Source organism: Kutzneria kofuensis (genome assembly GCF_014203355.1).
GTDB classification, from domain to species: domain Bacteria; phylum Actinomycetota; class Actinomycetes; order Mycobacteriales; family Pseudonocardiaceae; genus Kutzneria; species Kutzneria kofuensis.
Genome location: NZ_JACHIR010000001.1, coordinates 7,312,741 through 7,332,233, shown reverse-complemented (window position 1 = coordinate 7,332,233; position 19,493 = coordinate 7,312,741). Strand labels below are relative to the sequence as shown.

Below are 19,493 nucleotides of genomic sequence, written 5' to 3'. Positions count from 1 at the left end.
CCCATGAGCCACGACTTCGAAGCCTTCTACCAGGGCGAACCCCTCGCGCCGGGCCTGCGGCACAACGGCATCCCGTGGGACATCGCGCAGCCGCAGCCGGCGATCGCCGGCCTCGACTTCCGCGGCGACGTGCTCGACGTCGGTTGCGGACTCGGTGACAACGCGGCGTTCGTCGCGGGCCAGGGCCTCCGGGTGACGGCGGTCGACAGCAGCCCGACCGCCATCGCCGAGGCCCGCCAGCGCTTTCCGGACAGCGGAGTCCGATTCGCCGTGGCCGACGCGACCGACCTGGCCGGCTACGCTGCCTCTTTCGACACCGTGTTGAGCTGTGCTCTCTTTCACTGCCTGGACGACACCGACCGGATCCGTCACCTGCACGCGCTGCGCCGCGCCACCCGACCCGGCGCCGTCCTGCACCTGCTGACGTTCTCCGACCAGGTGGTGGACGGCCTGCCGTCGCCGTTCCCCCAGTCCGAACAGGACGTTCGAAAGCCATTGTCCGACAACGGATGGACCATCACCGACTTCGGCGAGGCCACGCTCATCGCGAACGGCCTGACCATGGTGGCCTACTTCGACGCGGTGGGGCGGCCGCCGCGGGAGCGGCCGGCACTGCCGTGCTGGGTGGTCCGCGCGGTCAAGGAGTGATCTGGGACACCGAAACTTTCCGAATGGGTCCACCTCGCGATGGGGGCTGGCACCGGGTTCCCGATAGCGTTTAGGTGGACCTTGTCGAATCGTGAGGAGCCCCTGTGACCGACCTGAACATCCTCGGCATCTCCGGCAGCCTGCGCGCCGGCTCGTTCAACACGGCGCTGCTGCGCAACGCGCAGAAGCACGCGCCGGCCGGCATGAACGTGACGGTGTACGAGGGCCTCGGCGAGCTGCCGCACTACAATCAGGACCTGGACAACGACGAGCAGCTGCCCGAGGCGGTGGCCCGGCTGCGGCTGGCCATCGCCGACGCCGACGGGCTGCTGATCGCCACCCCGGAGTACAACTACTCCATCCCGGGCGGCCTGAAGAACCTGCTGGACTGGGCCTCCCGCCCGGCCGCCAGCTCGGTGCTGCGGCACAAGCACATCGCCATCATGGGCGCCTCGCCCAGCCAGTTCGGCACCGTGCGGGCGCAGTTGGCGCTGCGGCAGGTCTTCCTGTGGACGCACTCGCACGTGGTCATCAAGCCCGAGCTGATGCTGTTCGGCGCGGCGCAGCGGTTCGACGACGCCGGCAACATCACCGACGAGACCACCATCAACCTGCTGCGCGACCTGCTGACCGCGCTGCACGACCAGATCCGAGGCTGAGCCATGACGCGCGGTTTCGTGCACTCCCCCAGTCCCACCAGGGTCGTATTCGGCGCCGGCACGGTCGCCTCGGTCGCCGAGGAGGTGCGGCGGCTGGGCGGTTCCCGCGTCCTGCTGCTGGCCCGGCCGCGGCACGCCGAGCGGGTCGCCGCGGCGCTCGGTGAGCTGGTCGTCGCACAGTTCGACGGGGCACGCATGCACACCCCCGTCGAGGTCACCGCGCAGGCGCTCGACGTGTTGAAGTCGGCCGCCGCGGACTGCGTCGTCGCAGTCGGCGGCGGCTCCACCACCGGGCTGGCCAAGGCCCTCGCGGTGCGCACCGGCGTGCCGCAGGTGATCCTGCCCACGACCTACGCCGGCTCCGAGGTGACCCCGGTGCTCGGCGAGACCGAGAACGGCCGGAAGACCACCCGCCGGTCGCCGGACATCCTGCCGGAGACCGTGATCTACGACGTCGACCTGACGCTGGACCTGCCGGTCCCGACCACCGTGACCAGCGCGGTCAACGCCCTGGCGCACGCCGTCGAGGCGCTGTACGCGCCGGAGGCCAACCCGGTGGTCGACGCCGTTGCGGTGCAGGCGATCCGCGGCATCGCGCGCTCGCTGCCACTGGTCGCGGCGAATCCGTCCGATGTGGACGCCCGGTCCGAGCTGCTCGAATCGGCCTGGCTGGCCGGGACCTGCATGACCTCGGTCAGCATGGGCCTGCACCACAAGCTCTGCCACCAGCTCGGCGGCCAGTTCGATCTGCCGCACGCCGAGACGCACACGGTGATGCTGCCGCAGGTCATGGCGTACAAGGAGAAGGAGGCGCCGGAGGCGCTGGCCCGCGTGGCCGAGGCGCTCGACGTGCCGGATGCCGCGTCCGCCGTGTACGACCTCGTGCACTCGCTCGGCGGCCCCACCTCGTTGCGAGAACTGGGCCTTCCTGAGTCCTCTTTGGACGGCATCGAACCGGCGTCGGTGCTGCGCGCGGCGTGGGCCGGCACGCGGCCGGAGGGCGCTCCCGACCTGAGCGCGCTGACCGCGCAGGTCATCGGCAGCTTCGACGAGACCCCGGACGAGCGGCTCAAGCAGCTGGTCACCGACCTGGTGCGGCACCTGCACCACTTCGCCGTGCACAACGACCTGACCGAGGACGAGTGGCTGTTCGCCATCGACTTCCTCACTCGCACCGGGCAGATCAGCGACGACAAGCGCAAGGAGTTCGTGCTGCTGTCCGACACGCTCGGCGTGTCCAGCATCGTCGACGCGCTGACCAACTCGCGCAGCCCGCTCACCACACCGTCGGCGGTGCTCGGACCGTTCTACGTGGAGGGTCCGCCCGCGATGGAGCAGGGTGCGGACATCTCCGGTGGCCTCGACGGCGAGCCGCTGTGGGTCACGACCGAGATCACCGACACGGACGGCAAGCCGGTGCCGGGCGCGATCGTGGACGTGTGGCAGTCCGACAAGGACGGCTTCTACGACGTGCAGCTGCCCGACCTGGACGGCCCCGTGCTGCGCGCCCGGTTCGTCGCGGACGACCAGGGCAGGCTGGAGTTCTGGACGATTCTGCCCCGCGAGTACCCGGTGCCCGAGGACGGGCCGGTCGGGCAGATGCTGGGCGGAACCAACCGGCACCCGTACCGCGCGCCGCACGTGCACTTCATGATCAACGCCCCTGGCTACCACAAGCTGGTCACCCAGCTGTTCGTCAAGGGCGGCCAGTACCTGGACTCCGACACGGTGTTCGGCGTCAAGCAGGGCCTGATCGTGGACTTCCCGAAGGCCGAGGGCGAGCCGCCCGCCGGGCGCGAGGTGACGGGCGGCTGGCGCCGGCTGGACTACACGTTCCGCATCGGCCGCTGATCGACGAGTTCGTTGTCCTCACGGGGATCGAGCGCGGACGCGAACACGACCGTCAGCACGCACAGGACGATCGGCACCGCGAAGGCCGCGTTCAGCGGCATCAGCCGGGTCAGGCCGCCGATGACGGCCGGCCCGGCGAGCAGGCCGACGTAGCCGAGGCCGACGACCCGGGCCATCAGGGCGCCGGCCGAGCGGTGGTCGAGGTTGCCGGCGGCGGTGAACAACTGCGGCACGCCGCCGGACAGCCCGATGCCGAACAGCGCGTATCCCACCAGGGCCAACGGAATCCACGGGGCAATGGACGCGATGGTCAGTCCGATCGCCGCGATCGCCGCCCCGTAGCGGACGATCCGGGTCGCGCCGATCTTCGCCGCGACCCGGTCCGTGGCGAAGCGGCCGACGGTCATCGCCACCGCGAACGCGCCGTAGCCGAGCGCGGCCTCACTGGCCGAGGCGTTGAGGACGCCCTTGAGCTCCAACGCCGCCCAGTCGTTGGCGACACCCTCGGACAGCATCAGCGCCAGGGCGAGGAAGCCGAGGATCCAGACCAGGCCCTTCGGGGCCGGCTTCGCCTCGGTGGCAACGGTTTCCTCGGTCCGGCGGTGGTGGTCGGCGTCGATCGTGAAGCGGGCCGCGAACAGTGACAGCGCCGCGCAGAACAGGCCGGTGACGCCGAGCGTGACGCCGGTCGGCACGTTCGCGTTCAGCGCCGCCGCGCCGACGACCGCGGCGAGCGCGCCGCCGACCGACCACATCGCGTGGAACGCCGCCATGATCGGCCGGTCGTAGCCGCGCTCCACCACCACGGCGTGCGCGTTCATCGACACGTCCAGCGCGCCGTTGGCGAAGCCCATCACGATCAGGATCAGGCCCAGCGACCACCACGACGTCAGCCAACCCGGCACCGTCAGCGACAGCGCGAACGTCGCCGCCGCGGCCGGGGTGAGCCGGCGTGGGCCGATCCGGTCCACCAGCGGCCCGACGACCTGCATGCCGACCAGCGCCGAGCCGCCGAGCACGAGCAGCAGCAGGCCCAGCACGCTGTGCGGGACGCCGATGTCGTGCTCGACGTTCGGCAGGTGCACCAGCCACATGCCGAGGCCGAACCCGTTGAGGCCGAAGATGAGGAAGGTCGCGAACCGGGCGGCACGCGGGGGCAGGGTCATTCGGTCTGGCATCAATGCTCCTCGGCGACGTGCACCAGCACGCCGCGTTCGGCCAGCGCCTGGCGCTGGTCCTCGGGTGCGGTCGGGTCCGTGACGACGACGTCGGGCCGGTCGGCCGCGCAGACGTGGGCGAGCGCGGCGCGATTCCACTTCGCGCCGTCGACCAGCGCCAGGGTCCGCGCCGACACCGCCAGGGCCTGCTGCTTGACCTCCGCGTCGTCCAGATCGAACGCGGTGAGTCCGGCGTCGAGGCTGAACGCGCACGGGCTCAGCACGGCGACGTCGAATCTCAGGGCTTTCAGGGAGTTCAACGTCAGCGGGCCCACCATGGCCAGTTCCCCCGGCCTCGGCTCGCCGCCCGGGATCAGCAGCCGAACCCTTGGCGCGTCAAGGAGTTCCGTCACCGCGTGCAACGAGAGCGGCAGCACTGTCACCGCCCGGTCGCGCAGCCGGCGGGCCACCTCCAGCGCCGTCGTGCCGCTGTCGAGCACGATCGTCTCGCCGTCCCGGATCAGCTCGACCGCGGCTTGGGCAATGGCTTGTTTCGCCGCCGTCGCCGACACCGCGCGCGCCGCGAACGGCGGTTCCACCCCGGACGGCGTCGCCGACACCGCGCCGCCGTGCACCCTTCGCAGCACGCCGTGGGCCGCCAGCACGTCCAGGTCGCGCCGCACCGTCATTTCGGACGCGCCCGTCACCATCGCCAGCTCCGCGACCGTCACCTGCGCCGCGCCCTTGAGCCGCTCGACGATCACCCGCTGCCGTTCCACCCCTCTCACTCCTGGGATGTTTCCACCTCTCGGTCATTCGCACAAGTTCGTTGTTCGATCTGTCACGCCGTCTGTGCTTTTGCCGCTGCGGCATGATGGTTTCATGCGCGCCGTCGACACCGGGGGCTACCTGAAGGGTCGGATCCGCCGGGAGGACATCATCTCCGCGGCGGCCGGCGTGTACGGCGAGGTCGGCTACCACGGGGCGTCGCTGCGGGAGATCGCCAAGCGGGTGGGCATGTCCCATGCCGGTTTGCTGTACTACTTCCCCACCAAGGAGGCCCTGCTCGCCGCCGTCCTGGAGCGTCGCGACGCCGAGGACGCCGAACGCGAACAGCTCGCCTCCCCGCCCGGGCTGGAGGTTCTCCGCCACTACCTGGCGCTGGCCTCCCACAACGTCCGCCACCCCGGCATCGTCGATCTCTACACCCGCCTCGCCGCCGAGGCCGTCGCCCCCGACCACCCCGCCCACGAGTACTTCAAGCGCCACTACGACGAGGCCCGCTCCGGTGTCCGGGACTCGTTCCGCGTGCTCGCCGAGAGCGGCGAACTCCGTCCCGGCATCGACCCCGACCAGGCCACCGTCACCTTCATAGCGCTGATGGACGGCCTTCAGGTGCAGTGGCTCACCACCCCCGACGCCGTGGACCTCGTCGCCTCGCTGCGGTTCTACCTCCAGTCGCTGCTGACGGTCCCGCTGGACTGAGGGCTTCGGCTTCGGCGGCGTGCCCACCCGTCCGTTCGTCGACGGCTCCGAGGGTCCGACCACGTCTTCAAGATTTTTCCGCGGATGTGTCGATCGGCGTCGGGCTCGTTCGTCGCCAAGGTGAGAGGCCGGCAACGGGCCGGTCGCCACTCACCGGAGGCCCGCGATGTCCGTCATCACCACCGCTCCCGCAAAGCCGCTGGTCATCGGCGGCCTGACCGCCACCGCCGTCGCCGCCGTGGCGACCGCGGCCGTCGCCGCGGCGGGCGAGGCCGCCGGGATCAGCCTCGCCGTCGGCGGTGAGCCGATCCCGGTGCCGGGGTTCGCCGTGCTGACCGCCATCTGCTCGGTGGTGGGCCTGGTGCTCGCCCTCGTGCTGGCCCGCACGGCTCGCCGCCCGCGCCCGGTGTTCGTCCGCGCCACGATTGCGCTCACCGCGTTGTCCCTGGTGCCGGATGTGCTCGCGGACGCGTCCACCTCCACCAAGGCCCTGCTGATGCTGACTCACGTGGTCGCCGCCACGATCGTGATCCCGGCCATCGCCCGCCGCCTGTCCGCCTGACCCCTCGGCGAGGTTCGCCACGAAGCAGTACCCGGTTCGGCGCCGGTCGGTCGGGGTTGCGGTGCGATCATCGGCCGATCATCGAAGGTCGAGTCGACGCGTAGCGGTGCTGCCGTCGCGGTAGGTCACCTGGACCTGGACGCCCACGCGGCTGGCGTCCTTCAGTTCGTCGCCGGGCAGCCAAAGGGCGAAACGTCCCTTGGCGACCGTCGCCGCGACTTGGCCGCGGCCGGCACTGTGGTACGTCACGCCGGTCACGTCCGAGCCGGCGTACCCCGCGGCGACCGAGAGCTCACCGGCATCTATGGCGCCGGTGCCCAGATCGGTGGCCACCACGTCACGCGGACCGGATGCGGCGTGGTCAACCGGAGTGCCGAGGGAACCGAACCAGCTCCGGAACAGGACGGTCGACTCATCGGTGATGCACAGGGCCGAGAAGCCGTTGGCGCCGGCGAGGATCACCAGGGTCCACTCGCCCCGCCGTTCGGCGATGGCTGTGTCGGTGTGCTGGAGGTCGTCGTGGTGACCGGCCCCGGGACCATCCAGCTGGGCATCCCGGCATTCGGTCCCCGCGTCCGCGGCGGCCTGTGCCGACAGACCGGTCGGCCGGCTGGTCCACGACGCGAACGCGCGGTCGCCGTTCGTCAGCGACGGAAGGATGACCAGGGCCGCCGCGGCGGTGACGACCGTTGCGGTGGCGGCCACCAGGCGAACGCCACGGCGGCGCCGAGCCTTCGCCCGGGTGTGATCCAGGGGCAGCGTGGGATCGACGGCCAGAATGCGCTCGAGTTCGGCGCGGGCGCGTGGGTTGTGCGGGTCGACATCGGCGTCGGCGGGGTCGAGGGTCCGCAGCGTGACGAACATGTCGGTGGTTCGAGTCATGACGATGGCGTCCTTCCGTAGGTGCGGACAGGCGTGGCCGGGGAGCCGGCCGGATGGTCGAGGCTGAGCCGCAGCGCGTGGCGGGCCCGGCTCAGCCGCAGCCGGAACGCGAGGGGTGAGACGCCCAGGACCGCGGCCGCCTGTGGCGCGTTGAGTCCATCGAGTACGGCCAAAGCCAGCGCTTCCTGGTGCACGTCGGACAGCCGTTGCCACGCGCGGGAGATGTCTATCTGACGGGCGACGAGGTCCGCGTCGGCGTCGGCCGCGGAACCGGTCGGGACGTCCGCCAGTTTCACCGCGAGTGCGCGCTGCCGTTCCGCTCCGCGGTGGGTGTTGAGGATGACTCCGCGGGCGATGCCGAAGAGCCAGGCCCGTGCGTCGTCCCGCCGCGACGGGAGGTCGTCCAGGCGCCTCCAGGCCACGAGAAAGGACTCCGCGACCACGTCCTCGGCGTGAGTGGCATGCACTCGGCGCTGCGCGAAGCGGAGCAGATCGGCGTATGCCGCCTCGTACAGCGACGTGAAGCGGGCCTCGCGGCACGGGCCACGGGAAGGGTTGCGCATGCCCACTACATGTCCACCACGGGTACGAGTGTGTCGCACACGCCAGCGGCGTCTCGCCGCACTGCGGCGGCTGGCCCGACGGGCCGGGGCTGGCCGAACGGCTGCCCCGGCCACTTCACCCCCGCCTCGCGCGTGGATGGCGATGGGTCGCCGGCCATACGGTCACGCACGAACGGGGCCTACGGCCACCGTGATACGCGACTCACAGGGTGGCGGCGTGCGGATCCCACTCCGCCGGCAGCGCGGGCGGCACCTCCACCGTGCTGGTCACCTCCACCGAATGCTGCAACGTGATCGACTCCTCGACGGCCAGCATGGCGTCGAGGACGTGGTAGGCGAGCTCGCCGGAGGCCCGTTCCGGGACGCCAGCACGGATCGCGCGGGCCAACTCCAGGGCGCCGGTGCCACGCTCCGCCGAATGTCCTTGCGGGGCTAGCTCTTCGGGGTCGGCGCCGAGATGCAGGACGGTGCTGCCGGTGAACCTGTTGGGGTCGGGCAGCACGGCGCTGCCGGCACTGCCGGTGACCTCCAGCAGCCCACGGCGGACCAGGTCGGAGTCGAAGCTGAACACGACCTGGGCGGAGCCGCCGCGTTCGAACTCGATCAGCGCGGTGACGTTGGTGAGGACGTCCACCGGGAATTCGGTGCCGGCCTTGGGACCGGTGGCGATCACCCGGCGCTCCCGGGCCCGGGCGCCGGCCCCGGTGACGCGCCGGATGGGACCGAACAGCTGGATGAGCGTGGTCAGGTAGTACGGCCCCATGTCGAGCAGCGGACCGGCGCCGGGCTGGTAGAGGAACTCCGGCGAGGGGTGCCAGAGCTCCGGACCCGGCACCTGGAACAGGGCGAGCGCGGACAGCGGGGTGCCGATGGCGCCGGCGTCGATGGCCCGGCGGGCGGTCTGCAGCCCGGCGCCGAGGACGGTGTCGGGCGCGCTGGCGACGCGAAGGCCGCGTTCCCGGGCCCGGTCCAACAGCTTCCGCCCCGTCTGGCGGTCCAGGGCGAGCGGCTTCTCGGCCCACACGTGCTTGCCGGACTCCAGCGCCGCCAGCCCGACGTCGACGTGGGCACTGGGCACGGTCAGGTTGACGACCAGCTCGATGGCGGGGTCGGCGAGCAGCTCCACGACCGTGCCGGAGCGCGGCACGCCGAACTTGGCCGCCTGGGCGGCGGCGCGGGTGGTGTCGAGGTCGGCGACGGCGAGGACCCGCACGTCGGGGAAGCTGGTGAGGTTGGTCAGGTACGTGTCGCTGATGACGCCGGCGCCGATCACGCCGACGCCCATGGGCCCGGTCACGGCTCGAGCCCGAGCACGAAGGCGCGGCTGGCGGTGATGCCCTCGTAGATGTCGCCGTCGTACGCGTCGAACTCGACGACGCGCAGCGCCTGCGGCGCCGCGGCGAGCACCTCGGCCACCGGTACCTGGCCCTGGCCGGCGGGAACCTGGCCGGTGGCGTCGGTGTTCAGGCCGCCGTCCTTGACGTGGATGGCCCGCACCCGGTCACCGAGCCGGCGCAGCAGCTCCGGCGCGTTCTCGCCGCCTGCGGTCGCCCAGTACGTGTCGACCTCGAGCACGAGCGCGGGGTCGAGCTGGTCGGCGAACACCTCGAAGGCGCTGCGGCCGTCGAGCCGGGACTGCAGCTCCCACCAGTGGTTGTGGTAGCCGACGCGCACGCCGTGCTCGGCGGCGAGCTTCGCGGCGGCGTTCAGCGCGTCGGCGGTGGCGCCGATGTCGTCGGCGTTCTGCCAGTGCTCGGCGCCGACGAAGGGGTCGATCACCACGTCGATGCCCAGCTCGGCCGCCGCGGCGAACACCGCCTGCTGGTCCGCGCCGATCAGCCGGGCGTGCGCGGTCGGCGCGGTCAGCCCGTTGGCCGGCAGGCCCTTGCGCAGCGTCTCGACGTTCTCGAGCACGCCGTACGGCTCCACGTGCTCGAACCCGATCTCGGCCAGCCGCGCCAGCACGGCGGCCGGATCCTCCGCGAACTTGTCGCGGACCGTGTACAGCTGCACGGAAAGCTCGCTCATCCCAACTCCTCGGTGTCGGTGACCGCCGTCACCCCAAATCTCTACCAGTTGGTAGAAATCTGCGCCAGAGGATTTGCGGGGAGACGAACCGGTTCGTATCCTCAGTGCCATGTTCAGACTCGTCGACGGCCGGCTGACCTCGCCGGACGGCCGCCCGTTCCGGTCCATCGGGATCTCGCACGCCGACGACACCAACCTGCGCTACCCGCACAATCTGGAGGTCTGGCGCTCGCGGTACGGCGGTTCGCGGCGGCGCTGGCTGCGCGAGGGGCTCGTGCCGGACCTGCGCTCGTGGGGCTTCACCACGATCGGCTGGACGCCGGAGTACGTCAGCGGCACCGGCCTGGGCACCTCGGGCACGCCGGTGGACCTGCCACACTCCGCCGGCATCCCCGGCGACGACCTCGCCGGCGCCGGAATGCCGTACACGCTGGCGTTGCGGGTGGCGGAAATCGAGAGCTGGAACGGACATCCGGCGTACCGGGACCCGCGGTCGCGGGACTTCGCCGAGTACTGCGACCACCTGGCCCGCACGATCTGCCGCCCGGACGATCCGTTGCTGCTCGGGTACTTCCTGGTGGACGGGCCGGCGTGGGAGGGGCATCACAGCGGGAGAGGGTGGGCAGGGCCGCTGAGAGAGGTGGCGCAGGCGTACTACCGGGTGGCGACGGAGGCGATACGGCGGCACGACCCGAACCACCTGATCCTCGGGGACCGGTACGGCACCAAGGCCGGTGCGCCGGAGGCGGTGCTGGACGCGGCGGCGGAACATGTGGATGTGTTGTCGGTGCAGACGTTCCCGGGCCGCAAGGTGGAGCCGGCGATGGAGACGATCGGCCGGTGGCACGAACGAACCGGGCTGCCGGTGCTGATCGCGGACACGGGGAACTGGTGCCCGACGACGATGAGTCCACATCGGACCGGCAGCGAGCCGGACCAGGCGGCGCGGGCCGACGGCTACGAACTGCTGGCGACGACGTTCGCCGCCGAGGACTGGATCCTCGGCTGGCACTGGTGCAGCTACGTGGAGAATCCGCAGCGGGGCTTCGGTTTGAAGGATCCGTGGGACGAGCCGTACGCCGAGCTGGTGGAGCGGATCGCGGAGGTGAACGGCCGTGCCTGACCAGTCGCGCCGCAATCCCCAGGTGCACCAGGCGATTCTGGACGCCACGTGGCAACTTCTCGTCGACGGGGGCTGGCCGGCCGTCAGCGTCGACGCCATCGCCGCGCAGGCGGGCGTCGGCAAGCGCACCATCTACCGCTGGTGGCCGAACAAGAATGCCGTTGCGCTGGAGGCCTTCCTGGCCCGTGCGCGCAGCACTCCGCCGCTCGGCAACCCGGTCGGCCTGGCGGAGGCGTTGCGCGCCCACGCCCGGCACTTCGTCGACCTCTACGTCGGCACGCGGCTCGGCACGTTGCTGCGTGAGCTCATCGGGGCCGCGCAGCAGGATCCGGAGCTGGGTGCGGCACTGCGCGAGCACTGGTTCGAGCCCCGGCGCGAGCCGCTGCGGGCGCTGATCACGGACGGCGATGCGGATCTGGTGCTGGACCTCGTGTTCGCGCCGCTGCACTACCGGCTGCTCACCGGGCACGCCCCCATCGACCACTCCTTCGCCGACCGGGTCGTCGACGCCGCCCTACTGGCCCGCTCCAACCCTCGCGAGTCACGCTCTCAGGCAGACCGAATGTAAGTCTGAGGCATATGCCCGAAACCTACATTCGGTGTGCTCCAGAGCGTGACTCGCCGGAGTTCAGGGCCGTGGCCACGGCCTGGTCGATGGACAGGCGGGTGCCGGCAACGAAGGCCAGCTCGAACCGGCGGTCGCCGAGGGCTTGGCGGGCAAGCTGTTCGCACTGCTCGTGGGGAGCGGCGAAGTTGCGGGAGCCGAACAACGGCACGCCGACACGCGGCCAGATGTTGGCGGCGGCGCCCAACAGGGTGGCGGCGCGGTCGGGGTCGCCGGACATGGTGGCGAGCAGAGCCAGAAGCTCAACGGAGACGGCGATGCCGAGCAGGTCGTTGAAGGTCTGCTTGACGGCGAGACACTTCTTGGCGTGGGCGATGGCCTGAGCCAACGCTCCCTGGAGGCAGGCGGCGAAGGCGAGCACGTAGTGGGCGTAGGCGAGGGCCCACTGCTCGCCGTGGTGCTCGGCGACGGCGTGGGCCTCCTGGGCCAGCGCGACGGCGGAGGGAAGATCGCCGGCGAAGGCGGCGGTGATCGCCAGGGCGACCTTGGTCATGACGACGTTGCTGTCGAGCTCGCCGAGGCGGGTCAGGGCGTGGTTGGCCTCGGCGAGCAGGTCGGAGCCGGTGGTCAGGTCGTCGTCGAAGACGGCAGCGGCGCCACGGACATAGGTGGCGTAGGCCAGCGCCACGAAGTCGTCGGACTGGGCCCGACACTCGTCGAGCAGACCAACGGCGGCTTCGGTGTCGCCCTGCAAGGTGGCAACGTATCCGTTGACCCATAACGCCTTGTGCCGCTCGACGCCACGAAAGGGAAGCCGCAGCAGGGCGTCGAGCCAGCGACGGCCCTCGGCGAACACCCCGCAGCCGATCCAGTAGAACCACAGGGTGCCGGCCAGCCGGAGGCCGGCGGCCGGATCGGATTCGAGGCAGAACTCCAGCGCGGCACGGAAATTGGCGCGGTCGGCATGGATGCGGGAGAACACCAGCGCCTGGTTGGGGCCGAACCACTCCCGCTCGCCCCACGACGCCAGCCGCTGGCACCAGACGAGATGCTTACGCCGCAACGACTCCGTGCAGCCATCGGCCAGCAGTCGCTCCGCGCCGAACTGCCGCAGCGTCTCCAGCAGCCGGTATCGCACGACACCTCGGACGGTCCGCGACGACAGCACGGACTTGTCGACCAGCCGGGCCACCTGGGCGAAATCACCGTCGCACACCTGCTCGACGGCCTCCAGGTCGAAGCTGCCGGCGAACACGGACAACTGGCTCCACAACTGGCGTTCCGCCGGCGTGCACAGCTCGAAGCTCCACTCCACGGCGGCCCGCATCGTCTGGTGCCGGGCCATCACGCCCCGCCGGGCCCCGCTCAGCAGCGCGAAGCGATCGTCCAAACGGGACAGAATCTGCTCCGGCGACAGGGTCCGCAACACCAGGGTCGCCAGCTCGATGGCCAGCGGAATGCCGTCCAGCAGCCGGCACAGGCTCTCCACGACCCGCACATTGTCGGCCGTCACGGCAAAGTCGGCGACCACGGCACGGGCCCGCTCCGCGAACAGCCGCATCGCCGCGTGCTCCACGGGCATCGGCGGCACGATCAGCACCTGCTCACCCTCGACGCCCAGCGGCTGACGGCTCGTCACCAGCATCAACAGGCGCGGGCAACCCCGCAGCAACGCCGAGACGAAGTCGGCGCAGGCGTCCAGCAGGTGCTCGCAGTTGTCCAGCACCACCAACACATCCTGGTCCCGCAGCACGTCGACCAGAACGTCCGCGAGGGGCCGGCCGGACTGATCCCGCACGCCGAGCGCCTCGGCCACGGCATGCGGCACGAGCGCCCGGTCGCGCAGCCCGGCCAGCTCCACCAACCGCACCCCGCCGTGCACGGACGCCCCCAGCTGACCCGCACACCGCAGTGCCAGCCGGCTCTTCCCGACACCACCGGTCCCGACCAAGGTCACCAGCCGCCCGCCGGCGAACATCCCACCGAGCTTGGCCAGTTCCTCCTCACGGCCGACAAAGCTCGTCAACTCCGCCGGCAGGCCGGAGACGACGGCCTGCAAGGACACCGGAGGTTCCTGCACCGGCTCCTCGGCGAGAATGGCGGTCTCCAGCTGCCGCAACCGGGTCCCCGGCTCCACGCCCAACTGCTCGACCAGCGTCGACCGCGCCCGGCGGAAGGCCGCCAGCGCCTCCGCCTGCCGCCCGGACCGGTACAGCGCCAGCATCAGCAGCTCCCACAACCGTTCCCGGAACGGATGGGTCACGACCAGCCCGGACAGCTCCCCCAGCACCTCGCCGTGCCGGCCCAGCGCCAGCTCGGCCCCGATCAGGTCCTCCTGGGCGTCCAACCGGGCATCCCCCAGCCGCGCCGCCTCCTGCCGTACCCACTGGCCCTGCCGGCAGTCCCCCAGCGCGTCCCCACGCCACAGCGCCAACGCGGCCTGCAGCTGGTCGGCGGCGGCTCGGTGATCACCGCCGGACAGCGCCTGACGCCCGCGGCGAGCCAGCGACTCGAAGCGCACGACGTCCACCGAGAACGGCGGGATGCGCAGCAGATACCCGGGATCCCGGGTCACGATCATGTTCAGCACGTCGGCGGCGCGCAGGTCGCGGCGCATGTGGGCGACGTGGCTGCGCAGCGTCTTGGGCGCGGTCGGCGGCGCGTGGTCCCACAGGGCGTCGATCAGCGCGGACGAGGCGACGGGCTGGCCGGGGCGCAGCGCGAGCCGCGCCAGCAGGGTTCGGTGCCCCCTGCCCCGCAGCGCGACGGGCCCGTGCGGGCCGGCGATCTCGACGGGGCCGAGCACCCGGACTCTGATGTCGTCGGACACGAAGGCACAGATCGACCCCGCAGAGCAGGCACTCCATCGGCCAGCCGGGTGTAATCAGGACACGTCCTGGTGATTTAGCCCGGCCGGCCGATGGCAGCGGTCACTCCTTGTCGATCCAGATGGCCGCAGATGGGCACACGTTGACCGCCTGCCGGACGGCCTCCTGCTCCCCCGACCCCGGATCCAGCGTCAGCGGCGCGACCAGGCCGTCGTCGTCCTGGTCGAACACGGCGGGCGCGGCCAGCACGCACTGGCCGGCGCCGACGCACCGCTCCCTGTCCGCGGTGATGTGCATGGTGTTGCCTCTTCCCTCAGAAGTGCACCGGAACCCGGTAGATACCGTAGATGCCGGCGTCGTCCTTGTACGGCAGATCGGCCGCCGGCACGGCCAACGCCAGCGTAGGCACCCGCCGGAACAACGTCTCGAAGACGATCTCGAGTTCCAGCCGGGCCAGGTTCTGCCCGAGGCACTGGTGCACGCCGTAGCCGAAGGCCACGTGGTGCCGCGCGCCGCGGGTGAAGTCCAGCTGGTCCGGGTGCTCGAAGACGGTCTCGTCCCAGTCCGCGGCCAGGCCGGACACGATGACGCCCTCGTCCTTGCGGATGGTCACGCCGCCGAGCTCGATGTCGGCGGTGGCCACGCGGGCCGTCGCGCTCTCCACGATGGTGAAGTAGCGCAGCATCTCCTCGATGGCCGAGGGCAGCAGCGACGAGTCGGCCACGATCTGCGCCTTCTGCTCCGGGTTCTCCAGCAGCGCCACGGTGCCGAGCGAGATCATGTTGGCGGTGGTCTCGTGGCCGGCGATCAGCAGCAGGATCGCGGTGCCGACGATCTCCTCGTGTGTCATCACCGGGGTCTCGCGGTTGCGCGCGATGAGCCGGCCGATCACGTCGTCCGTCGGCTCACCCTGCTCCTTGCGGGTGACCAGGTCGTCGAGGAAGTCGTTGAGCGCCTCGGCGGCCTCGCGGCGCTCGACGCCGGACGTGGTGCGGCTGATCAGCTTGCGGGTCCACTCGTGGAAGCCGTGCCGCTGCTCGTAGGGCACGCCGAGCAGCTCGCAGATCACCAGCGACGGCACGGCCAGCGAGATGTGCTCGACCAGGTCGGCCGGCTGCTCGGCGGCCAGCAGGTCGTCGATGGACTGGTCGACGATCTCCTGGATGCGCGGGCGCATCGACGCGATCCGGCGCACGGAGAACTCGCTGATCAGCATCTTGCGGTGGACGCCGTGCTGCGGCGCGTCCAGGCCGATCATGGACCGGCGGAAGTTGAGCCGGTTGTTGTCCTGGAACGCCTTGCGCTGCTCGGTGGTGAGCGCCAGCGGGAAGTTCGGGTGCAGCCGGTCGGAGCTGACCCGCGGGTCGGCCAGCAGCTGGCGGCTCAGCTCGTGGCCGGTGACCAGCCAGGCGATCTGGCCGTCGGGCATGCGCACCCGGCTGACCGGTTCCTGCTTGCGGATCTCCCGGTACTCGGCCGGCGGGTGCATCGGGCACTCGCGGGCCATCGGGAACGACGGCAGGTCTGTCTCGAGCATCTCGGTCATCGGACGCACTCCCCAGGTCGTCACAGTTGCCTGTTACAACCAACGTACCCAAGCGGAGGGAAATCGTCCACATATATCGCTACAGCCAGTCGGCACTCCGTGACCAGGTGAGAAGATTGTCCAGTTCGCCGTCGACGGGATAGCGGGAGTCGGTGGCCGCGTAGGCGCCCCGGTAGAACAGCAGCGGCTGCCCGTCGCGGCATTCGCCCAGCTCGGTCACCCGGCCGACCACCATGTGATGGTCGCCGGCGTCGTGCACGTCCTCGACCTTGCAGTCGATCCAGGTCAGCACGCCGTCCAGCACCGGGCAGCCGCCCGGCGACGGCCGCCACGCGGTGCCGCTGAACCGGTCCGCGCCGCGGGTGCCGAACAGCCGGGAGACCTCGCGCTGGTCCTCGGCCAGCACGTTCACGCAGAACACGCCCGAGTCCCGGATCGCCGGCCAGGTGCCGGACCGCCGATCCGGGCAGAACAGCACCAGCGGCGGGTCCAGCGACAGCGCCGCGAACGACTGGCAGGCGAAGCCGACCGGCACGTCGCCCGCGATGGTCGTGACCACGGTCACACCGGTGCAGAAGTGCCCGAGTACCGTGCGGAACCGGTCCATCTACCGGCTGCCCACGCCGAAGTCGTGACCCCACAGGCTGACCGCCGTGCTCTCCCGCGCGATCCAGGTCTCGTCCTCGACCTGCCGGCCCTCGGTGCCGAACTCGACGTCGAAGCCGCCGGGCGTCTTCATGTAGAACGACAGCATCAGGTCGTTGACGTGCCGGCCCAGCGTCGCCGACATCGGCACCTTGCGCCGCGCCGCCCGGTCCATCGCCAGGCCCACGTCGTCGGCGTTGCCGACCTCGATCATCAGGTGCACGATGCCGCTCGGCGTCGGCATCGGCAGGAACGCCAGGCTGTGGTGGCGCGGGTTGCAGCCGAAGAACCGCAGCCACGCCGGCGGGCCGTCGGCCGGGCGGCCGACCAGCTGCGGCGGCAGCCGCATCGAGTCACGGAGCTTGAAGCCGAGCACGTCCCGGTAGAAGTGCAGCGCCTCCTCGTCGTCACGGGTGCTCAGCACCACGTGCCCCAGGCCCTGCTCGCCCGTCACGAAGGTGTGCCCGTACGGGCTGACCACGCGCCGGTGTTGCAGCGCGGCGCCGTGGAAGACCTCCAGCGTGTTGCCGGACGGGTCGTCGAAGCGGATCAGCCCGGCCACCTTGCGGTCGGCGAGATCGGCGTCGCTGGCCTTCTCCACCGCCACGCCCGCGGCGTCCAGCGCCGCGGCGACCTCGGCCAGCTCGCCCTCGTTCGCCACCTCCCAGCCGGCCTGGGCGAGCCGGTCCCGCTCACCGGGGAAGATCACCAGGCGCGCCGGGAAGTCGTCCATGCGCAGGTAGAGGGCCTCGGGATCGCTGCCCCTGCCCTCCACCATGCCCAGCACCTTGAGGCCGTACTCGCGCCACGCCGGCACGTCCGTGGCCTCGATCCGCAGGTAGCCCAATGACCTGATGCCCATCTCAGTCCTCGCTCAGGAAGTCGATGGCGAGCCGGTTGAACTCGTCGAACTTCTCCAGCTGCGCCCAGTGCCCGCAGCCGCCGAACACGTGCAGCTGGGCGCGGCGGATCAGCTTCAGCGCCACCAGTGCCCCGTCCAGCGGGTTGACCCGGTCCTCACGGCCCCAGACCAGCAGCACCCGCTGCCGGAGCCGGTGCGCCTCGCGCCAGAGCATGCCTTCCTCGAAGGTGTCCGGCCGGGAGAAGGAGGCGCCCATGGCGGCCATGGCCTTCAGCGACTCCGGCTGCTTGGCGTACTCGAAGCGCTCGTCCACCAGCTCGTCGGTGATCATCTTCTGGTCGAAGACGAGGGTCTTGAGGAACGCCTTGAGCGCGTCACGCGTCGGCGACGCGCCGAAGGCCCCCAGCCGTTTCACGCCTTCGGTCGGGTCCGGCGCGAAGACGTTGAGACCGAGGCCGCCCGGAGCCATCAGCACCAGCCGGCCGGCGCGGTCGGGGTACTTCAGCGCGAACCGCACGGCCGTGCCGCCTCCGAGGGAATTCCCCAGCAGATCGGCCTTGTCGACCCCGAGTTCGTCCAGCAGGGCCTTCAGGGCGTCGGCGCTGTGCGTGAAGTACTGGCCGTGCTCGGTCGGCTTGTCGGACAGCCCGAAGCCGGGCTGGTCCGGCGCGATCACCCGGAAGTGCTTGGCGAACACCGGGATGTTGCGGCCGAAGTTGCTCCACGCCGACGCGCCCGGTCCGCCGCCGTGCAGCAGCACCAACGGTTTGCCGGCGCCGGCCTCGTGGAAGTGGAGCCGGATCTGACACTTCTCGGTGTACGTCATAGCATGGCGTCCTGCACCGGGATGCCGAACTCGCCGTTGCCGAACATGGCCAGCGCGCGCTCGGGGTCGTTGATGGCGTGCACACGGCCGGCGTGGGCGTCCCGCCAGAACCGCTGGATCGGCGTGCCGACCCGCAGCGCCCGGCCGCCGGAGTTCTCGAACAGCAGGTCGATCGCCTCGATGGCCCGGCCCGTGCCGCGGACCTGGTCACGGCGGATGCGCAGCCGGAGCGGCAGGGGAATCCGCTCGCCGCGGTTGGCCAGGTCCATCAGCTCGGTCATGTTGTGCTTGAGCTGCAACCAGGCCGCGTCGATCTCACCGGCCGCGTGGGCGATGCGGACCTTGGCGAACGGGTCCTCGTTGGAGCGTTCTCCCTTGTAGGACACGCGAACCCGGGCCGCCATGTGGGCGACGTGGGCCTCGTAGGCGCCGGTGGCCATGCCGATGATCGGCGTGGTGATGGCGTAGGAGAACAGCGAGGCGAACGGCAGCTTGTACAGCGGCGAGGTGTTGACCTCCTGGCCCGGGCACACGCATTTCGACGTGTCGGCGAAGCTCAGCGCCCGATGCCTGGGCACGAACACCTTGTCCACGATGACGTCGTTGCTGCCGGTGCCGCGCAGGCCGACCGTGTCCCACACGTCCTCGATGACATAGTCCTTGCGCGGCAACAGAAACGTGCAGAAGTCGACCTGCTTGCCGCCCTCGCCGGTGACGACGCCGCCGAGGAACACCCAGGACGCGTGGTCGCAGCCCGAGGAGAAGCTCCAGCGGCCGGTCAGCTCGTAGCCGCCGTCGACCAGCTCGGCCCGGCCGGTCGGCGCGTACGAGGACGAGATGCGGCTGTCCGGGTCCTCGCCCCAGACCTCGCGCTGCGCCTCGTCCGGGAACAGTCCCAGCTGCCAGGGATGGATGCCGACCACGGAGCTGACCCAGCCGGTCGACCCGCAGGCGCCGGCGATCGCCCGGATCGTCTCGTAGAACGTGACCGGGTCCGCCTCGAACCCGCCGTAGCGGGCCGGCTGCAGCAGCTTGAACACGCCGGCCAGCTGCAAGGCCTTGATCGACTCGTCCGGCACCCGCCTGCGGTCCTCGGCCTCCTGGGCCCGCTCACGCAGCGCCGGCAGGACATCCCGGACCGCCGCGGTCACCTGCTCGCTCATGGACCTAGACTAGAACGTGTTCTCGTTTGTGTCGACCGCTGACGGTAGCCATCCGACGCCACGAAACTATAACCTGTTCCAGTAGTCGCCTCTGGAGGTG

At 70.9% G+C, this 19,493-nt stretch carries 20 protein-coding genes; 7 read left to right on the top strand and 13 right to left on the bottom strand.

All coding sequences use genetic code 11. The annotated features are described in order from the left end of the window. Positions 1 to 3: 3 nt before the first annotated feature. The 3 genes from BJ998_RS33505 to BJ998_RS33495 all read left to right on the top strand — a co-directional run bounded on the left by BJ998_RS33505 (position 4) and on the right by BJ998_RS33495 (position 3,158). The gene (locus BJ998_RS33505; RefSeq protein ID WP_184867318.1) at positions 4 to 648 is read left to right on the top strand and encodes a class I SAM-dependent methyltransferase; all 645 of its coding nucleotides are present in this window, start codon (positions 4 to 6) and stop codon (positions 646 to 648) included. Positions 649 to 752: 104 nt separating this feature from the next. Next, positions 753 to 1,307 (top strand): NADPH-dependent FMN reductase, encoded by a 555-nt coding sequence (locus tag BJ998_RS33500; RefSeq protein WP_184867317.1) that lies wholly within the window; start codon positions 753 to 755, stop codon positions 1,305 to 1,307. A 3-nt stretch (positions 1,308 to 1,310) separates the two neighbouring features. Beyond that, positions 1,311 to 3,158: a maleylacetate reductase and hydroxyquinol 1,2-dioxygenase domain-containing protein gene (locus BJ998_RS33495; RefSeq protein ID WP_184867316.1), complete on the top strand. Its 1,848-nt coding sequence runs from the start codon at positions 1,311 to 1,313 to the stop codon at positions 3,156 to 3,158. Here the strand turns inward: BJ998_RS33495 and BJ998_RS33490 are convergent. Both BJ998_RS33490 and BJ998_RS33485 read right to left on the bottom strand, forming a co-directional pair. Then, positions 3,134 to 4,336: an MFS transporter gene (locus BJ998_RS33490; RefSeq protein WP_246488707.1), complete on the bottom strand. Its 1,203-nt coding sequence runs from the start codon at positions 4,334 to 4,336 to the stop codon at positions 3,134 to 3,136. The genes BJ998_RS33495 and BJ998_RS33490 overlap by 25 nt on opposite strands. Then, a complete protein-coding gene (locus BJ998_RS33485; protein WP_184867315.1) occupies positions 4,336 to 5,103 on the bottom strand; it encodes a DeoR/GlpR family DNA-binding transcription regulator in 768 nt (255 codons plus the stop codon). Before BJ998_RS33485 ends, BJ998_RS33490 begins: the two co-directional genes overlap by 1 nt. A 94-nt stretch (positions 5,104 to 5,197) precedes the next feature. Between BJ998_RS33485 and BJ998_RS33480 the strand changes: the two genes are divergently transcribed. After that, positions 5,198 to 5,800 carry a TetR/AcrR family transcriptional regulator gene (locus BJ998_RS33480; RefSeq protein WP_184867314.1) on the top strand — a complete coding sequence of 201 codons (603 nt, stop codon included), beginning with the start codon at positions 5,198 to 5,200 and terminating at the stop codon, positions 5,798 to 5,800. A 166-nt stretch (positions 5,801 to 5,966) separates the two neighbouring features. Beyond that, a complete protein-coding gene (locus tag BJ998_RS33475; protein WP_184867313.1) occupies positions 5,967 to 6,362 on the top strand; it encodes a DUF6069 family protein in 396 nt (131 codons plus the stop codon). A gap of 78 nt (positions 6,363 to 6,440) precedes the next feature. Here the strand turns inward: BJ998_RS33475 and BJ998_RS33470 are convergent, their stop codons facing one another. From BJ998_RS33470 to BJ998_RS33455, 4 genes are all read right to left on the bottom strand, one after another. Then, complete coding sequence (locus tag BJ998_RS33470) at positions 6,441 to 7,244, bottom strand: hypothetical protein (protein ID WP_184867312.1); 804 nt, start codon at positions 7,242 to 7,244, stop codon at positions 6,441 to 6,443. Then, positions 7,241 to 7,807 carry an RNA polymerase sigma factor gene (locus tag BJ998_RS33465; RefSeq protein ID WP_184867311.1) on the bottom strand — a complete coding sequence of 189 codons (567 nt, stop codon included), beginning with the start codon at positions 7,805 to 7,807 and terminating at the stop codon, positions 7,241 to 7,243. Before BJ998_RS33465 ends, BJ998_RS33470 begins: the two co-directional genes overlap by 4 nt. 202 nt (positions 7,808 to 8,009) lie before the next feature. Beyond that, the gene (locus BJ998_RS33460) at positions 8,010 to 9,104 is read right to left on the bottom strand and encodes a Gfo/Idh/MocA family protein (RefSeq protein WP_312890444.1); all 1,095 of its coding nucleotides are present in this window, start codon (positions 9,102 to 9,104) and stop codon (positions 8,010 to 8,012) included. Beyond that, positions 9,101 to 9,835: a sugar phosphate isomerase/epimerase family protein gene (locus tag BJ998_RS33455; RefSeq protein WP_184867310.1), complete on the bottom strand. Its 735-nt coding sequence runs from the start codon at positions 9,833 to 9,835 to the stop codon at positions 9,101 to 9,103. The genes BJ998_RS33460 and BJ998_RS33455 overlap by 4 nt, the downstream gene beginning before the upstream one ends. A gap of 109 nt (positions 9,836 to 9,944) precedes the next feature. Between BJ998_RS33455 and BJ998_RS33450 the strand changes: the two genes are divergently transcribed. Continuing rightward, positions 9,945 to 10,958, top strand: a complete 1,014-nt coding sequence (locus BJ998_RS33450) for an agarase (RefSeq protein ID WP_184867309.1) — start codon at positions 9,945 to 9,947, stop codon at positions 10,956 to 10,958. Continuing rightward, on the top strand, positions 10,951 to 11,526 hold the full coding sequence (locus BJ998_RS33445) for a TetR/AcrR family transcriptional regulator (RefSeq protein WP_184867308.1): 576 nt from the start codon (positions 10,951 to 10,953) through the stop codon (positions 11,524 to 11,526). Before BJ998_RS33450 ends, BJ998_RS33445 begins: the two co-directional genes overlap by 8 nt. A 22-nt stretch (positions 11,527 to 11,548) precedes the next feature. Here the strand turns inward: BJ998_RS33445 and BJ998_RS33440 are convergent, their stop codons facing one another. The 7 genes from BJ998_RS33440 to hsaA all read right to left on the bottom strand — a co-directional run bounded on the left by BJ998_RS33440 (position 11,549) and on the right by hsaA (position 19,393). Next, the gene (locus BJ998_RS33440) at positions 11,549 to 14,353 is read right to left on the bottom strand and encodes an AfsR/SARP family transcriptional regulator (RefSeq protein WP_184867307.1); all 2,805 of its coding nucleotides are present in this window, start codon (positions 14,351 to 14,353) and stop codon (positions 11,549 to 11,551) included. A 100-nt stretch (positions 14,354 to 14,453) separates the two neighbouring features. Then, on the bottom strand, positions 14,454 to 14,648 hold the full coding sequence (locus BJ998_RS33435) for a ferredoxin (protein WP_184867306.1): 195 nt from the start codon (positions 14,646 to 14,648) through the stop codon (positions 14,454 to 14,456). A gap of 16 nt (positions 14,649 to 14,664) precedes the next feature. Beyond that, positions 14,665 to 15,897: a cytochrome P450 gene (locus BJ998_RS33430; protein WP_184867305.1), complete on the bottom strand. Its 1,233-nt coding sequence runs from the start codon at positions 15,895 to 15,897 to the stop codon at positions 14,665 to 14,667. A 79-nt stretch (positions 15,898 to 15,976) separates the two neighbouring features. Then, a complete protein-coding gene (gene hsaB, locus BJ998_RS33425) occupies positions 15,977 to 16,504 on the bottom strand; it encodes a 3-hydroxy-9,10-secoandrosta-1,3,5(10)-triene-9,17-dione monooxygenase reductase subunit (protein ID WP_184867304.1) in 528 nt (175 codons plus the stop codon). Next, the gene (gene hsaC / locus BJ998_RS33420) at positions 16,505 to 17,404 is read right to left on the bottom strand and encodes an iron-dependent extradiol dioxygenase HsaC (protein ID WP_184867303.1); all 900 of its coding nucleotides are present in this window, start codon (positions 17,402 to 17,404) and stop codon (positions 16,505 to 16,507) included. Position 17,405: 1 nt separating this feature from the next. Further along, positions 17,406 to 18,230, bottom strand: a complete 825-nt coding sequence (hsaD, locus tag BJ998_RS33415; protein ID WP_184867302.1) for a 4,5:9,10-diseco-3-hydroxy-5,9,17-trioxoandrosta-1(10),2-diene-4-oate hydrolase — start codon at positions 18,228 to 18,230, stop codon at positions 17,406 to 17,408. Then, positions 18,227 to 19,393 (bottom strand): 3-hydroxy-9,10-secoandrosta-1,3,5(10)-triene-9,17-dione monooxygenase oxygenase subunit, encoded by a 1,167-nt coding sequence (gene hsaA, locus BJ998_RS33410; RefSeq protein WP_184867301.1) that lies wholly within the window; start codon positions 19,391 to 19,393, stop codon positions 18,227 to 18,229. The genes hsaD and hsaA overlap by 4 nt, the downstream gene beginning before the upstream one ends. Positions 19,394 to 19,493: the final 100 nt, after the last annotated feature.

Excerpts from the sequence above, each read along its gene's own strand:
- BJ998_RS33505 (WP_184867318.1), top strand. The coding sequence starts at position 4 with ATGAGCCACGACTTCGAAGCCTTCTACCAGGGCGAACCCCTCGCGCCG.
- BJ998_RS33495 (WP_184867316.1), top strand. The coding sequence starts at position 1,311 with ATGACGCGCGGTTTCGTGCACTCCCCCAGTCCCACCAGGGTCGTATTC.
- BJ998_RS33490 (WP_246488707.1), bottom strand. The coding sequence starts at position 4,336 with ATGCCAGACCGAATGACCCTGCCCCCGCGTGCCGCCCGGTTCGCGACC.
- BJ998_RS33480 (WP_184867314.1), top strand. The coding sequence starts at position 5,198 with ATGCGCGCCGTCGACACCGGGGGCTACCTGAAGGGTCGGATCCGCCGG.
- BJ998_RS33475 (WP_184867313.1), top strand. The coding sequence starts at position 5,967 with ATGTCCGTCATCACCACCGCTCCCGCAAAGCCGCTGGTCATCGGCGGC.
- BJ998_RS33470 (WP_184867312.1), bottom strand. The coding sequence starts at position 7,244 with ATGACTCGAACCACCGACATGTTCGTCACGCTGCGGACCCTCGACCCC.
- BJ998_RS33465 (WP_184867311.1), bottom strand. The coding sequence starts at position 7,807 with ATGCGCAACCCTTCCCGTGGCCCGTGCCGCGAGGCCCGCTTCACGTCG.
- BJ998_RS33455 (WP_184867310.1), bottom strand. The coding sequence starts at position 9,835 with ATGAGCGAGCTTTCCGTGCAGCTGTACACGGTCCGCGACAAGTTCGCG.
- BJ998_RS33450 (WP_184867309.1), top strand. The coding sequence starts at position 9,945 with ATGTTCAGACTCGTCGACGGCCGGCTGACCTCGCCGGACGGCCGCCCG.
- BJ998_RS33435 (WP_184867306.1), bottom strand. The coding sequence starts at position 14,648 with ATGCACATCACCGCGGACAGGGAGCGGTGCGTCGGCGCCGGCCAGTGC.
- BJ998_RS33430 (WP_184867305.1), bottom strand. The coding sequence starts at position 15,897 with ATGACCGAGATGCTCGAGACAGACCTGCCGTCGTTCCCGATGGCCCGC.
- hsaB (WP_184867304.1), bottom strand. The coding sequence starts at position 16,504 with ATGGACCGGTTCCGCACGGTACTCGGGCACTTCTGCACCGGTGTGACC.
- hsaC (WP_184867303.1), bottom strand. The coding sequence starts at position 17,404 with ATGGGCATCAGGTCATTGGGCTACCTGCGGATCGAGGCCACGGACGTG.
- hsaD (WP_184867302.1), bottom strand. The coding sequence starts at position 18,230 with ATGACGTACACCGAGAAGTGTCAGATCCGGCTCCACTTCCACGAGGCC.
- hsaA (WP_184867301.1), bottom strand. The coding sequence starts at position 19,393 with ATGAGCGAGCAGGTGACCGCGGCGGTCCGGGATGTCCTGCCGGCGCTG.